At 60.9% G+C, this 14234-nt stretch carries 13 protein-coding genes; 5 read left to right on the top strand and 8 right to left on the bottom strand.

Features of this window, described 5'->3' with window-relative positions:
* Positions 1–64: 64 nt before the first annotated feature.
* From HMPREF3147_RS04170 to HMPREF3147_RS04205, 8 genes are all read right to left on the bottom strand, one after another.
* Positions 65–1696 (bottom strand): ABC-F family ATP-binding cassette domain-containing protein, encoded by a 1632-nt coding sequence (locus tag HMPREF3147_RS04170; protein WP_070444825.1) that lies wholly within the window; start codon positions 1694–1696, stop codon positions 65–67.
* Positions 1697–2024: 328 nt separating this feature from the next.
* Positions 2025–2453 (bottom strand): metal-sulfur cluster assembly factor, encoded by a 429-nt coding sequence (locus HMPREF3147_RS04175; RefSeq protein WP_070444828.1) that lies wholly within the window; start codon positions 2451–2453, stop codon positions 2025–2027.
* A complete protein-coding gene (sufU, locus tag HMPREF3147_RS04180) occupies positions 2454–2903 on the bottom strand; it encodes a Fe-S cluster assembly sulfur transfer protein SufU (RefSeq protein ID WP_070444838.1) in 450 nt (149 codons plus the stop codon).
* Positions 2900–4147 carry a cysteine desulfurase gene (locus tag HMPREF3147_RS04185; RefSeq protein WP_070444841.1) on the bottom strand — a complete coding sequence of 416 codons (1248 nt, stop codon included), beginning with the start codon at positions 4145–4147 and terminating at the stop codon, positions 2900–2902. The genes sufU and HMPREF3147_RS04185 overlap by 4 nt, the downstream gene beginning before the upstream one ends.
* Before the next feature lie 64 nt (positions 4148–4211).
* Complete coding sequence (gene sufC / locus HMPREF3147_RS04190) at positions 4212–4970, bottom strand: Fe-S cluster assembly ATPase SufC (RefSeq protein ID WP_070444843.1); 759 nt, start codon at positions 4968–4970, stop codon at positions 4212–4214.
* 27 nt (positions 4971–4997) lie between these two features.
* The gene (gene sufD, locus HMPREF3147_RS04195) at positions 4998–6188 is read right to left on the bottom strand and encodes a Fe-S cluster assembly protein SufD (RefSeq protein ID WP_070444846.1); all 1191 of its coding nucleotides are present in this window, start codon (positions 6186–6188) and stop codon (positions 4998–5000) included.
* Complete coding sequence (sufB, locus tag HMPREF3147_RS04200; RefSeq protein ID WP_141740716.1) at positions 6189–7595, bottom strand: Fe-S cluster assembly protein SufB; 1407 nt, start codon at positions 7593–7595, stop codon at positions 6189–6191.
* Between the two features lie 61 nt (positions 7596–7656).
* A complete protein-coding gene (locus HMPREF3147_RS04205) occupies positions 7657–8367 on the bottom strand; it encodes a helix-turn-helix transcriptional regulator (protein WP_070444851.1) in 711 nt (236 codons plus the stop codon).
* 138 nt (positions 8368–8505) lie between these two features.
* Between HMPREF3147_RS04205 and mptB the strand changes: the two genes are divergently transcribed.
* From mptB to HMPREF3147_RS04230, 5 genes are all read left to right on the top strand, one after another.
* The gene (gene mptB / locus HMPREF3147_RS04210) at positions 8506–10272 is read left to right on the top strand and encodes a polyprenol phosphomannose-dependent alpha 1,6 mannosyltransferase MptB (RefSeq protein ID WP_070444854.1); all 1767 of its coding nucleotides are present in this window, start codon (positions 8506–8508) and stop codon (positions 10270–10272) included.
* A gap of 6 nt (positions 10273–10278) precedes the next feature.
* Positions 10279–11193, top strand: a complete 915-nt coding sequence (locus HMPREF3147_RS04215) for an ABC transporter ATP-binding protein (RefSeq protein ID WP_070444857.1) — start codon at positions 10279–10281, stop codon at positions 11191–11193.
* Between the two features lie 59 nt (positions 11194–11252).
* Positions 11253–12014 carry an ABC transporter permease gene (locus HMPREF3147_RS04220; protein WP_070444860.1) on the top strand — a complete coding sequence of 254 codons (762 nt, stop codon included), beginning with the start codon at positions 11253–11255 and terminating at the stop codon, positions 12012–12014.
* 82 nt (positions 12015–12096) lie between these two features.
* Positions 12097–13107, top strand: a complete 1011-nt coding sequence (locus HMPREF3147_RS04225; RefSeq protein ID WP_070444863.1) for a COX15/CtaA family protein — start codon at positions 12097–12099, stop codon at positions 13105–13107.
* A 126-nt stretch (positions 13108–13233) separates the two neighbouring features.
* Positions 13234–14202 (top strand): quinone oxidoreductase family protein, encoded by a 969-nt coding sequence (locus HMPREF3147_RS04230; protein WP_070444867.1) that lies wholly within the window; start codon positions 13234–13236, stop codon positions 14200–14202.
* The last annotated feature ends 32 nt before the right edge of the window (positions 14203–14234 follow it).

Here is a 14234-nt window from a genome sequence, read left to right on the forward strand (position 1 = left end):
GTTGTGAGCCCGAGTCTAGCGCAGGAAGCAGAATCAGGACAGAGCTATATTTGGGAAATAGTCTTTAGGCTAGCTCCACGATTTCCATGTACTCGTCGTTCCACAAATCCTCATCGCCGTCCGGCATGATGATGACGCGTTCCGGGTTGAGCGCCTTGACCGCACCCGGGTCGTGGGTAACCAAGACCACGGCGCCGGTGTAGGTGCCTAGGGCATCGAGCACCTGCTCGCGGGACTGTGGGTCGAGGTTGTTTGTAGGCTCGTCGAGAAGCAGCACGTTGGCACGCGAGGACACCAGCGTTGCCAGCGACAGTCGGGTTTTCTCACCACCGGAGAGCGTTCCGGCGGGTTGCTCCAACTTGTCACCGGAGAACATGAAGGCACCCAGCAGTCCACGCAAATCCTGCTGGCCAGCATCAGGACAGGCCTCGATGGTATTTTCCCACACGGTCTTGTCTGGGTCGATGTTGTCATGCTCCTGCGCAAAGTAGCCGATGCGCAGGCCGTGGCCGGAGACGATGCCGCCCTCGCCATCGGTGCGCTCCACACCCGCCAGAAGCTTGAGCAGAGTCGTCTTGCCCGCACCGTTATAGCCCAGCACAACCACGCGGGAGCCCTTGTCGATGGCCAAATCGACGCCAGCGAAGACCTCCAGCGAACCGTACATCTTGGTCAGGCCCTTGGCGTTCATCGGAGTCTTGCCGCAGGGAGCTGGTTCCGGGAACTTAATGTGGGCTACCTTATCGGCCACGCGAACGTCATCCAGCTCGTTCATCATGCGCTCAGCACGGTGCAGCATCTGCTTGGCGGCGGCGGCCTTCGTGGCTTTAGCGCCTAACTTGGCGGCTTGCTTGTGTAGTGCTGCGGCCTTCTTCTCCGCGTTGGCGCGCTCGCGGCGACGGCGTGCCTCATCGGTGGCGCGGGCATCAAGGTACTTCTTAAAGCCCATGTTGTAGACGTCTGCTTCGGCGCGCACGGCATCAAGGAACCAGACCTTGTTGCAGACGGCTTCCAGCAGGTCTACGTCGTGGGAAATCATCACGAGGCCACCTTCGTGCTTGGACAGGAAGCCGCGCAACCAGGTAATCGAATCCGCGTCGAGGTGGTTCGTGGGCTCGTCGAGAAGCAGCGTGGTCTGGGACTTGCCTGACCCAGCCGAAGCTGCGAAGAGAATCTGCGCCAGCTCCACGCGGCGGCGTTGACCGCCGGACAGGGTCTTGAGTTGCTGGTCGAGCACACGCTGCGGCAGGCCCAAGTTGTCGCAGATCTGGGCGCACTCGGAGTCTGCCTCGTAGCCACCTAAGGTGTGGTACTCCTCCTCGAGGCGGGAGAACTTACGAATGGCCTTGTCGCGGAACCTATCGTCCGTGGCGGTTTCCATCAGCTCTTGCTGCTTGGCCATGCGGCGCTTGATCTCATCTAAGCCGCGAGCAGAGAGCACGCGCTCACGAGCGGTCTGCTCGATATTGCCCTCACGGGAATCCTGCGGCAGGTAACCAATAGGACCTGAGCGCGTCACCGAGCCGCCATAGGGCTCGGTCTCCCCCGCCAGGATGCGCATCGTCGTCGTCTTGCCCGCACCATTGCGGCCGACCAAGCCGATACGATCCCCCGGTTGCACTCGAAGGTGCTGGCCGGGGGCGTCGAGAAGCGTGCGTGCGCCCACGCGCACCTCGAAATCATTGGTCACAATCACGTCGAAACAGTCTAGCAACCAGGGCAGTTAAACCCGAACTGCACGGCGCCCAGGCACAGCATCGCTTGCGAACCACCACTGACGAATAGATCCCCAGACCTCGATCCCGCAACCTCCTGTTCGCCTCTACTGAGTGAGCCAGTGCTTGGCGACGCCCACCTGCGTCTTTCGGGATCGAGGTCTGGGGCTTTGCTTTTGGTTGAGGAGACCGCGTTGACAGTGGCGAGGGATGCTCACATATACGCAGAACACCGCCGGTTCGTGTGGACACAAGAACAATGCGTCCTCTCGAACCGGCGGTGATATTAACTAAGGCGATTCGCGGAACCTAGACCGCGAAGCCGAGGGCCTGGAGCATCTCGCGGCCCTCCTCAGTAATCATGTTCGGGCCCCACGGTGGCATCCAGACCCAGTTGAGCTGGACTGCCTCGGCGAGCTTGTTGCCCACGATGACATCCTCGATCTGCTCGCCGATGACATCAGTGAGCGGACAAGCCGGGGAGGTCAGAGTCATGTTAATGACGCAGGTGTTCTTGCCGTCGATCTCGTCGAGCCAGACGTCATAAACCAAGCCCAGATCAACGATGTTGATGCCAAGCTCCGGGTCGATGACATCGCGAAGATACTCGGTGATATCGAAGACCTTGGAAATCTGCTCTTCGGTTTGTTCAGGCTTGACAGCAGCGCCATCAAAGGAAGCATTCTGATCCTGGTAAGGATCAGTGCTGCCACCGGTGGTTTCAGTGTTATCAGCCATCTACTTCTCCAATTCATTCAGCGCTTCGACGGTGGCGGCTTGGAAAGCTTTCCAACCGAGGAGAGCGCACTTTACACGGGCTGGGAACTTAGCCACGCCGGCGAAGGCGATGCCATCCCCAATAATCTCGTCATCACCCTCAACCTCCCCGCGGGAGGTCACCATCCTCTCGAACTCGGCTAGCTTGGCGTTCGCCTCCTCGAGGGGAATGCCGACGATTTCCTCCGCCATGACAGAGGTCGAGGCCTGCGAGATGGAGCATCCCTCGGCGTCGTAGGACACGTCCTCGACGGTGGAACCATCAGGAGACAGCTTCACGCGCAGGGTGAGCTCATCGCCACAGGAAGGGTTGACGTGGTGAACCTCTGCTTGGCCTTCGCGCAGGCCAGAGAATTTCGGGTTCTTGTAGTGGTCGAGGATGACGTCCTGGTACATGGAATCTAGGTTCATGCGCTCACTCCAAAGAAGGTGCGGGCAGCCCGCACTGCCTCTATGAGGGCGTCGACCTCGTCCTCAGTGTTGTACAGGTAAAAGCTAGCGCGTGCGGTCGAATTAGCCTGGCACGCGCGGTGCAGCGGCCACGCACAATGGTGGCCGGTGCGGATGGACACACCATGGGAATCAAGAACCTGGCCCAAATCATGTGGGTGGATCCCATCGACAATGAAGGAGACCGCTCCCCCACGATCCTCGGTGTTCTCAGGCCCGATGATGCGCACGCCGGGGATCTCAGCAAGCTTCTCCAAGGCCAATGCAGTGAGTTTTTGCTCATGAGCGTGGATGGCGTCCATGCCCACCTCGCTCAAGAACTTCACTGCTGCACCAAGGCCCACAACCTGGCTGGTCATCTGGGTTCCGGCCTCGAAGCGGGTGGGTGGCTCGGCAAACGTCGAGCCCTCCATCTTGACAACTTCGATCATGGAACCGCCAGTGAGGAAAGGCGGCAGCTGCGCCAGCAGCTCCTGTTTGCCGTAGAGAACGCCCACGCCGGTCGGCCCGCACATCTTGTGCCCAGAGAACGCGGCGAAGTCGACGTCGAGTTCGTGGAAATCCACGGGCATGTGCGGCACCGACTGGCAGGCGTCGAGGACGACCATGGCGCCCACGGCACGAGCACGACGCACCAACTCTGCGACGGGCGCCACGGCCCCGGTCACGTTGGATTGGTGGGTAAAAGCCACGACCTTGACAGAGTCATCGAGCTCGAGCGAATCGAGATCAATGCGGCCGTCCTCAGTCATGGAGTACCACTTCAGCGTCGCGCCGGTGCGCTGGCACAGCTCTTGCCACGGCACCAAGTTCGCGTGGTGCTCCAGTTCGGTGACCACGACGGTATCGCCCTCACCAACATAAAGCTCGCCCGCGCGCTCGTCACTGAGCACATAGGCAACTTCATTCAACGCCTCCGTGGCGTTCTTGGTGAAGGAAATCTCATCGCGATCAGCTCCAACGAAGGCGGCAATGGCCTGGCGAGCGGACTCATAGGCGTCATCAGCCTCCTCCGCCAGCTGGTAAGAGCCACGGTGTACCGGCGCGTTGGTGCCGAGCACGAACTCCTCCTCGGCCTTCCATACCGGCAGGGGACGTTGCGAGGTCGCTCCCGAATCCAGGTACACCAGTGGTTTACCGTCGCGCACGGTGCGCGAGAGGATAGGGAATTGTTCCCGAATCGCAGTAACGTCTAGTTCAGGCATAGGTCCTTGTGCTCGGTTCTTCTTCTCTAGCGTGTCGTGGTGTGGTCGTGATCGGCGCTACTGCCTACTTGAGGAACTGCTCGTAGCCGTCTGCCTCAAGCTGGTCAGCCAGTTCAGCGCCGCCGGTCTTGATGATCTGTCCGTCGGCGAAGACGTGGACAAAGTCCGGGACAACGTAGTTGAGGATGCGCTTGTAGTGCGTGATGAGGAGGATGCCACCCTTGGTCTCCTCCTGGTAGCTGTTGATGCCATCGGAAACGACGCGCAGGGCGTCGACGTCCAGGCCGGAGTCGGTCTCATCCATGACGGCGAACTTCGGCTTGAGGATATCCAGCTGCATAACCTCGTGGCGCTTCTTCTCACCACCGGAGAAGCCCTCGTTGACGGAGCGGTGTGCAAAGGACTTATCGATGGCCAGCTTCTCACGAGCCTCAGTGAGCTCCTTGTTCCACTCACGCAGCTTCGGAGCCTCACCGCGGATAGCGGTCACGGCGGAACGCATGAACTGCGACATCTTCACGCCCGGTACCTCTGTCGGGTACTGCATAGCCAGGAAGAGACCAGCGCGGGCGCGCTCATCGACTTCCATCTCGAGGATATTCTCGCCGTCGAGGAGCACCTCACCCTCGGTCACCTCGTACTTGGGGTGACCAGCGATAACGTAGGACAGAGTGGACTTGCCGGAGCCGTTCGGACCCATGACAGCGTGGGTCTCACCGGAATTGATGGTGAGGTTTACGCCCTTGAGGATCGGCGTGGGCTCACCGTCCTCCTCATGTGGGAGCACCTGCGCGTGGAGATTCTTGATTTCCAGGGTAGACATTGAGTTGGTACCTGCTTTCGGAAAGATTTAAGCGTTGATCTTGGCGAGCTCGTCGACGACGCGGGATTCCAGATCCTCGCGCAGGGACTCGACCGGGATGCGGGAAATGACTTCAGAGAAGAAGCCGCGGATGATGAGGCGACGTGCCTCGGCGGCAGGGATACCGCGGGACATGAGGTAGAACAGCTCGAGGTCGTCGAAGCGGCCCACCGTTGCGGCGTGGCCAGCACCGACGATCTCACCGGTCTGGATCTCCAGGTTCGGGATGGCATCAGCGCGCGCACCCTCGGTGAGGATCAGGTTGTTGTTCGTCTCATAGGTGTCCGTGTTGTTCGCATTCTTGCGGATGAGCACGTCACCGACCCAGCAGGTGCGGGCCTCCGGGGTACGGGAAGCAGAGCCGGCTTCGGCCTTCTGCGCAGCCGTAGCTCCCTGTAGAGCGCCCTTGTAGAAGACGCGGGAGCGGCAGTTTGGCACGTCGTGGTCCACCAGCAGGCGGTTCTCAAAGTACTGGCCGGCATCAGCAAAGTAGACACCGAGCAGCTCGGCATCGCCACCGGGGCCATCGAAAATTACGCGTGGAACGAGGCGCACGATCTCGCCGCCAAAGATAGCGGTGTTGTGGCGCAGTACGGCGTCGCGGCCCACCTTCGCAATCTGGTGGGACAGGTGCACTGCGTCGTCCTCCCAGTCAGCGTCGACGACGACGGTGACCTGGGAGCCGTCGCCCAGCACGAACTCCACGTTGTCTGCGTGAGTGCCGGAACCGACGTACTTAAGAACGATGGTGACCTCCGCGTGATTGCCCACGTGAATGGAGGTCGCGCCAAAGGACGTCACGCCCTCACCTGCGCCGGTGATGGTGATCTCCACCGGCTTGTCGGGACGTGCATCAGCGGCAACACTGACAATCTGGGCCTCCGGCATGGAGCACCACGCCTGAGCTGCAACGCGGTCAGCAGGTGCGCCAGCGGTTCCCAGGCGGTCGTCGTCAGGCGCAACCGTCTCAGAGGTCACGCCTTCCGGAGCCACCACGTCGATCTGCTGCGCCGTAGCCGGTGCGAACTCACCATTATGTAGCCCACGCAGGTTACGCAAGGAAATGAAACGCCAGACCTCATCGCGGCCGTGCGGCACTGGGAAGTCCTCTACGTTGAAGGACGTGAATTGGTCTCCCTTAGTGACGTCAGCAGGATTAAATTCATTGGAAGCTACCACTTAGCCCACCGATCCTTCCATCTGCAGCTCGATAAGACGGTTGAGCTCCAGCGCGTATTCCATCGGGAGCTCCTTAGCAATCGGCTCGACGAAGCCGCGCACAATCATCGCCATGGCCTCTTCCTCAGCGATACCGCGGGACATGAGGTAGAACAGCTGCTCCTCAGAAACCCGGGAGACCGTTGCCTCGTGGCCAAGGGTGACGTGATCATTACGGATGTCATTGTACGGATACGTATCCGACCTCGAGTCATTGTCCACAAGCAAGGCATCACACTCAACGTTGGCAGCGGAGTTCGTAGCGTTAGCGTTGACCTGCACCAAGCCGCGGTAGGCCGCGCGGCCGCCGTTGCGGGCCACGGACTTCGAGACGATGTTGGAGGACGTGTTCGGCGCCATGTGGATCATCTTGGAGCCGGTGTCCTGGACCTGGTTATCGCCAGCAAAGGCCAGGGAGAGGACCTCACCCTTGGCGTGCTCGCCGGTCAGCCAGCAGGACGGGTACTTCATGGTCACCTTGGAGCCGATGTTGCCATCGACCCATTCCATGGTGCCGCCCTCCTCGACCTTGGCGCGCTGAGTCACCAGGTTGTAGACGTTGGTGGACCAGTTCTGAATGGTGGTGTAGCGGCAGCGGCCGCCCTTCTTCACGACGATCTCGATAACACCGGTGTGCAGCGAATCCGAGTTGTAGATCGGCGCGGTACAGCCCTCGATGTAGTGAACGTAGGCGCCCTCTTCCACGATGATGAGGGTGCGCTCGAACTGGCCCATGTTCTCGGTGTTAATGCGGAAGTAGGCCTGCAGCGGGATATCCACGTGGACGCCCTTCGGGACGTACACGAAGGAACCACCGGACCAGCACGCGTTATTCAGCGCGGAGAACTTGTTGTCGCCGGCCGGAATAACAGTGCCGAAGTATTCCTGGAGGATCTCCGGGTATTCGCGCACTGCGGTGTCGGTATCAACGAAGATAACGCCTTGGGCCTCAAGGTCCTCACGGATCTTGTGGTAAACCACCTCGGACTCATATTGCGCGGCAACACCAGAGACAAGTCGCTTCTTTTCGGCGTCCGGAATACCTAGCTTGTCGTAGGTTTCCTTAATGTCATCCGGCAGGTCATCCCAGGTCTGGGCCTGCTTCTCGGTGGAGCGGACAAAGTACTTAATGTTGTCGAAGTCGATTCCGGAAAGATCCGGGCCCCACGTCGGAACCGGCTTCTTGTTGAATACACGCAGCGCCTTAAGGCGGGACTCGAGCATCCATTCCGGCTCGTTCTTCTTCTTCGAGATATCGCGGACGACATCCTCGCTCAAACCGCGGTGTGCAGCCTGGCCGGCTTCGTCGGAATCACGCCAGCCGTACTCATAGCCACCGATGGAAGAGATGATCTCGTCATCGCTCATCTTGGTCTCAAGCCCTGGTGCTGGTTGTGCCTGTGTCAAAGCCCGCTCCTTTCTAGTTCGATTAGTTTTCTTCCCGCTCCGCCGAAGCTGGTGGAACGGGAGTTAAGGGGATATTCGTGGTGCAGATTCCATGGCCATCCGCGATGGAGGCTAAGGGCTGCACATGTTTGCCTAATAGCGCGGAGAAGACTTCCTGTTCAGCTTCACACAACTCCGGGTGCTCGGTGGCCACGTGGGCAACCGGGCAGTGGTGCTGGCAAATCTGTACTCCGTTGCCCACCGACGTCACCGTGGCCGCGTAGCCATGCGCATCGAGCACCTCAGCTAGCTGACGAGCCACCTCCGGAACAGATTCCTCATCCTGTACCAAAGGTGTCACGTCCTCTACGAGGCGTTCGAATCGCGCCTTGGCAAAGCGGCGGACTGCTTCCGGACCGCCCGCTTCTCGCAGCGCTGTGAGTGCTTCCGCCGCCAACTGGTCATAGGCGTGACCAAATTGGGCGCGCCCTTGATCCGTAAGGCGGAAATGCTTGGCGGGGCGACCGCGGCCTACTGTTTGCCCGGGACGGGCTGGCGGGCGGCGGTGCACCACCTCGGTGAGTCCTTCCTCCACCAGAATGTCTAAGTGCCGACGGATGCCGGCCGCAGAGAGACCGAGACGTTCACCCAAATACGACGCCGTTACCGGACCGTCCTTGAGAAGCAACAGCATGACGTGTCGGCGGGTATCGCCCTCTGTAGAGCGAGTTTCCCTTGGCAACTCCTTCGTCACGGTGTACACCTCCTTGAATGAAACACTCTCCCTTTAGACAACACTAGTGTTCCTTAATTCATTCCCGATTTCCACTCTTTCATTCGTGTCGCGGGCACCTAGTCGCTTCTCCCCACCGAGCGACTAAGGTAAACAGGCATGAATATGGAGCGCGGCTACACCCAATCGGGGCGATTGCACCGAGTCATCTGGGGTGTGCGCGATGAACTCCCCCGCATGGGAGTCCCGGGATCCCGCTCTGCGCTCCTTCACCAGGATTTTCCCGACTCCCCCGAAGATGCAGATCACGCCGCGCTTGGCGACGTTCACCGCCGCACCATAGCCCAGCTGCGCACACTTTTTAGCCTGAGATGGCTCGGAACCATTGGAGCCTTACTCATTGCGCTTGGCGGCCTAGGTGCCGGTGCCCTGCCCGTCGTGGGTAACCCTTATGAGTCATTGCCTTTTGGCTCGCTCATGACGCGAATGCTGCAATCAGCATCCGCCCTTGTCTTCATTGGTGTCGGATTCATGGTGACGGCCTGGGTATGCATGGCCCCGTTGGTGGGTGCACCGCTGCGCTTGGGCAAGAACTCGGCGAGCGCAAGTACAGGCTCAACACCTAGCGCAGATCCGCGGTTTAGCCACTCCCCGCGAGTAGTCACGCAAAGTCAGATGTGGCGAACATGGTTGGGATGGGTTCTCCCCTTGCTCGTCACCGCGCCGCTGTTTACCCAAGACATCTACTCTTATCTCGCCAACGGCTCCATCGTGCTTCAAGGGCTCGATCCCTATTCCGCGGGCCCCGTGGAACTTTTGGGCGCAGATAATGATCTTGCCCGGTCCGTCCCCTTCATTTGGGCAAACTCCCCTTCCCCCTATGGCCCCGTAGCCTTGGGCTTGGCAGCTGTCGTGAGCTGGCTGACCAACGATTCCATCATTTGGGGTGTGGTGCTGCACCGCGTGTTTTCTCTTTTCGGCATCATCGCTGCCGGCTGGGCCAGTGCACGGCTTGCTACCCGATGCCGTGTATCCCCCGAGGCGGCGCTGTGGCTGGGCATCCTTAACCCCTTGACCATCCTTCACCTCGTCGGCGGAATCCACAATGAATCCTTCATGTTGGGGTTGGCTCTCGTCGGTGTAGAGCTGGGCCTGCGGGCGGTCAATGACGAGCACAACGCCCGATGGCGAGTGTGGGGGTTGTTTCTAGCCTCGGGTGTCCTTATTTCTTGCGCGGGCATGGTCAAGGTCACCGGCTTCATTGGCCTAGGCTTTGTTGGCATGGCGGCGGCTCGCGGGCTCGTCGACAAGCTCGGCATCCCACCAGTACGGGCGGTGCTTGGCGCTGGCGTGACCCAATTGCTGGTGCTCGCAGCGTCCATCGCCGCTGTCACTGTCATTACGGGGATCGACATAGGTTGGATTTTCGGTCAGGGCGGCGCAGCAACTATCCGTTCCTGGCTGTCTGCGACAACCTCCGTGGGTGTCGGCGCCGGCTCCCTGGGGATGCTGCTAGGTTTAGGCGATCACACCGAAGCCATCCTCAGCGTCACCCGTACCGTGGGCGTCATTATCGCCGCCGGTTTCATGATCCGCATGCTGTTTGCCACCTACCGCGGCGCAATCCACCCAGTGGGTGGTCTGGGAGTGTCCACCTTTGTGCTCGTGGTGTTTTTCCCCGTTGTCCAACCCTGGTACATCCTGTGGGCCGTGTTGCCGCTCGCCGCGTGGGCTAACCGCCGCTTTTTCCGCATGGCCGTCATGATCTATTCCGGATTGATGAGCTTCATCGTCCTGCCCCGCGGACTCGGGCTTCCTCCCGGGACGGTATTCATCATCTACCTCGCCGCCCTGGTGACCTTCCTCGCGCTCGCCGCTGCGGGGTGGGTTGTATTGCGACGCTCAGGCGTCCGTGTCCTAGACTAAGGCTCCGTGACTACATCAGCTCTTGTATTGGATAACGTCATTAAGACCTATGGCGACGTCAACGCAGTTAACGGGCTGAGTTTCCGCGCCAAACATGGCGAGATCCTGTGTTTGCTGGGCCCTAACGGTGCCGGAAAGACAACCACCATCGAGATGTGTGAAGGCTTCAAAAAGCCCACTTCTGGCCACATTGAAGTCCTAGGCCTTGACCCCGCTCGCAACCCCGATGCAGTGCGCTCCCGCATCGGCATCATGCTCCAAGGCGGGGGCTCCTACTCCGGCATCAAGGTCAAGGAGATGCTGAAACTCAGCGCCTCCTATAACGAAAATCCTTTGGACCCGGAGTGGCTTCTGGATACCCTCGGGCTGCGCGGGGTGGCAAAGAATAGCTACCGCCGTTTGTCCGGTGGGCAACAACAACGTCTCTCTCTCGCTCTGGCCATCATTGGTCGCCCCGAATTAGTCTTCCTCGATGAGCCCACCGCAGGCATGGATGCCCAATCGCGTCTTGCCGTCTGGGACCTTATCCGCTCTTTGCGGGCCGACGGCGTCACCGTCATCTTGACTACTCATCTCATGGACGAGGCGGAAGCGCTCAGCGACCATGTCGTCATCATCGACCACGGCCGGCTCGTCGCCAGCGGCACCGCAGCTTCCCTCACGGAGACAACCGACATCCCGCAGCTGAACTTTGATACCGCAACCCCGGTGGATCTGGAGGCCTTGCGTGAGGTCGGGATCTCCGCCGAGGCCCTTCGCCCCTTGCACTACCGACTCACCTCTACGGTCAGCCCAGCCGTTATCGCGGATCTCGCCACGGGTTTGGCCGCGCAAAACGTTGTCCTCCGCAACCTGCATACCTCGCACCGCAACCTCGAAGAGGTCTTCTTGGACCTCACCGGTCGCGAGATGCGCAGCTAGAACCGCTGCTGATTTCCTCTACTGTTTTTCACCACTTTCTTTGATCAAGGAGACGCTCCATGAGCACCTTCGCACCCGGCACTTTTAGCCCGCACCCGCAGCGCGTCGGCGTAGCGGCCATGGCGCGTGCCCAAGGGGCTATCGAATCCAAACTGATGCTGCGGCACGGCGAGCAACAGTTGCTGAGCATCATTATCCCGCTCGCTATCCTGATCGGCGCCGCGAAGCTGAAGGACACTACCGGGCATGGTGTGGATGAGGTTTTCCCCATGGTGCTGGCCGTTGCAGCGACCTCCTCCGGTTTCACAGGTCAGGCCATCTCCTTGGCCTTCGACCGTCGCTATGGTGCACTGAAGCGCACCGGCGCATCGGGCGTTCCTGCCTGGGCCATCGTGGTGGGAAAGATTCTCGGCGTGCTCTCCATGGTGGTGCTCCAGGTCCTTGTGCTCGGCACTGTCGCAGCTATCCTCGGCTTGCGAGTTTCTGCTGGGGGCGCTGCCATCGGCGTGCTGACCTTGGCGTTAGGAGTGGCCACGTTTACAGCCTTGGGACTGCTGCTGGGCGGAACCTTTAGCTCTGAGGTAGTCCTGGCAGTGGCCAACCTGATTTGGTTTCTCCTTCTCGGGGCCGTCGGGTGGGCGATGTTTTCCCAGGGTCTCGGCGACAACGGGGTGCTCACGCTGGTGCCCACGGTGGCCATGGCTGCTGGTATGGATACCGCCCTCAACGGTTCTTTCCCGGGCATTGAGCTCGTGGTCCTCGTGGTGTGGGCAGCAGTGGCGTCGTTTGCCGCGGTGCGTTGGTTCCGGTTCGAGGGCTAAAAGTGATTCTTCTCCCTTGCGTGGTGTGACCCACCCGTCGATATTGGTTCCGGGGCAGGGCCGAGCGGTAGGCTGAATAGCCGTGAGTACCGCAAATGTTTCTTCTCAACGTCCCCTCGCGCCTGCCGGCGTGGCCTCTGGCCCGTCGCTGAAGATGCAGCGCACTATCGCCCTCATCCTTCTGTTCTGTCAGGGCGGCATTACGGTATCGGGCTCCATTGTGCGCGTCACCGGCTCCGGCCTTGGTTGCGTTACCTGGCCCAACTGCCACCCCGGTTCCTTGGTGCCCATTGAGGGTGCGGCCCCCATGCTCCACCAAGCCATTGAGTTTGGAAACCGCCTGCTGACCTTCGTTGTCGCGGCGGCTGCCATCGCCAGCATTGTGGTCGTTCACAAGGCGCAGCGCCGCAAGGAGCTCAAGGTCTATGCCTGGGCGGGGCTCGCCGGCATCGTGGTGCAGGCACTCATTGGCGCTCTGTCAGTCGTGCTGAAGCTTTCTTGGTGGAGTGTGGCTGTGCATTTCCTCCCGTCGATGGTCTTGGTGTGGATCGCGGCCATGCTGTTCTCCCGCATTAATGAACCCGATGACGGCACTCCCACTCGCCTCTTCCCCGCCGCGGTGCGCACCCTCGCGGTGGTGGCCACTGTGGCCCTGTCCATCGTTCTGCTGACGGGCACCTTTGTCACTGGCTCGGGTACCCACTCCGGTGATGCCGGCGTGGGCATGGAGGGCCGCCTCGGTGTGGACACCTATGGCATGGCCATCATTCACGCGGTCTGCATGTACGTCTACTTAGCGCTGACGCTCATCGTGGTCTTCCTCTTGCACCGCACCGGCGCTCCCAAGGTGGCGAAGAAGGCCGGCTGGGTGCTCATTGCCTGCATCGTCATCCAATGGGCTATCGGTGTCACCCAGTTCTACCTCCACATCCCCCGCTGGACCGTCCCCTTCCACGTGGGCATGTCCTCAGTGGTCACGGCCTTCACCGCCTTGCTATGGGCGCATGGCTTGCGCCGCATCGGCGCCGGGGATGGCGCCAGCACCGGCACAGCCCAGCGCGGTGACGAGAACGTCCCCGCAGCTCACAGCTAGGCAGAGCCAAAAGAGCCAGTAAAGCCATTAAGACAGGTACTCCCAGCGCCGCCGTTCTCACCAGGAAGTGAGGATGGCGGCGCTTTTTGCTGCGCGGAGCCCTCGGCTTCGTTTAGCCTAGACACCATGCATGCTATTCAGGTGACCACGACCGGAGGGCCCGAGGTCCTCACCTACGCCGAGGTAGAATCCCCCACGCCGACGAAGGAGCAGCTGCTTGTCGACGTCTCCGTGGCCGGTGTCAACTACATCGACACCTACTACCGCGAAGGCATCTACAACGCCTCCGTGCCGTTCATCATCGGACTCGAGGGAACCGGACGCGTTGTGCACGACCCCCAGGGGGAAATCGCCCCGGGCACGATGGTGGCCTGGGATCACGCTTTCGGCTCCTATGCGGAGCAAGTCTGCGTGCCGCGCGACCGCGTGGTGGCCGTCCCCGACGAGATTCCTTCCGCCGTCGCAGGTTCCATGCTCCTCCAGGGCATGACGGCGCACTACCTCACCCACGGTGTCTATCAGCTGGGGGAAGGTGCGTCCTGCCTCATTACCGCCGGTGCGGGCGGCGTGGGCTTAATCCTCACCCAGATGGCCAAGGCCCTGGGCGCCACCGTCTATTCCGTGGTTTCCACCGATGAGAAGGAAGAGCTGGCCTACGGCGCGGGTGCAGACCACGTGTTCCGCTACAGCAGTGGCTTGGCCGAGCAGGTACGTCGTCACAATGGCGGGCGCGGCGTCGACGTGGTCTACGATGGCGTCGGGAAAGCCACCTTCGGTGAATCCCTTGAGGTTGTGCGGCCGCGCGGCACGGTCGCGCTCTTCGGTGCTGCGTCGGGCCCCGTCCCGCCGATGGACCCGCAGCTGCTGAACAAGCACGGCTCCATCTTCCTCACCCGCCCCTCGCTCGGCGCTTGGACCTCCCAGGAAGGCGAGTTCCAGATGCGCGCCCAGGCAGTGGTGCAGGCGGTCATCGATGGCGACCTCGACTTCCGCATCTCGGCGGAATATCCGCTCGCCGAAGCCGCTCAGGCCCACCGCGACCTCCAAGAGCGCAAAACCACCGGCTCCATCGTTCTGCGCGTAAGAGAAGACTAGTCCAGGGAGTAGCTCCTTGGACTAGGTCGAGA

It is taken from the genome of Corynebacterium sp. HMSC05D03 (assembly GCF_001807205.1).
GTDB lineage: Bacteria > Actinomycetota > Actinomycetes > Mycobacteriales > Mycobacteriaceae > Corynebacterium > Corynebacterium aurimucosum.

What these genes read in the sequence shown, in the direction of transcription:
- mptB (WP_070444854.1), top strand. Translation starts at nt 8,506, where the DNA reads ATGAATATGGAGCGCGGCTACACCCAATCGGGGCGATTGCACCGAGTC.
- sufC (WP_070444843.1), bottom strand. Translation starts at nt 4,970, where the DNA reads ATGTCTACCCTGGAAATCAAGAATCTCCACGCGCAGGTGCTCCCACAT.
- HMPREF3147_RS04185 (WP_070444841.1), bottom strand. Translation starts at nt 4,147, where the DNA reads ATGCCTGAACTAGACGTTACTGCGATTCGGGAACAATTCCCTATCCTC.
- HMPREF3147_RS04220 (WP_070444860.1), top strand. Translation starts at nt 11,253, where the DNA reads ATGAGCACCTTCGCACCCGGCACTTTTAGCCCGCACCCGCAGCGCGTC.
- sufB (WP_141740716.1), bottom strand. Translation starts at nt 7,595, where the DNA reads ATGAGCGATGACGAGATCATCTCTTCCATCGGTGGCTATGAGTACGGC.
- HMPREF3147_RS04175 (WP_070444828.1), bottom strand. Translation starts at nt 2,453, where the DNA reads ATGGCTGATAACACTGAAACCACCGGTGGCAGCACTGATCCTTACCAG.
- HMPREF3147_RS04230 (WP_070444867.1), top strand. Translation starts at nt 13,234, where the DNA reads ATGCATGCTATTCAGGTGACCACGACCGGAGGGCCCGAGGTCCTCACC.
- sufU (WP_070444838.1), bottom strand. Translation starts at nt 2,903, where the DNA reads ATGAACCTAGATTCCATGTACCAGGACGTCATCCTCGACCACTACAAG.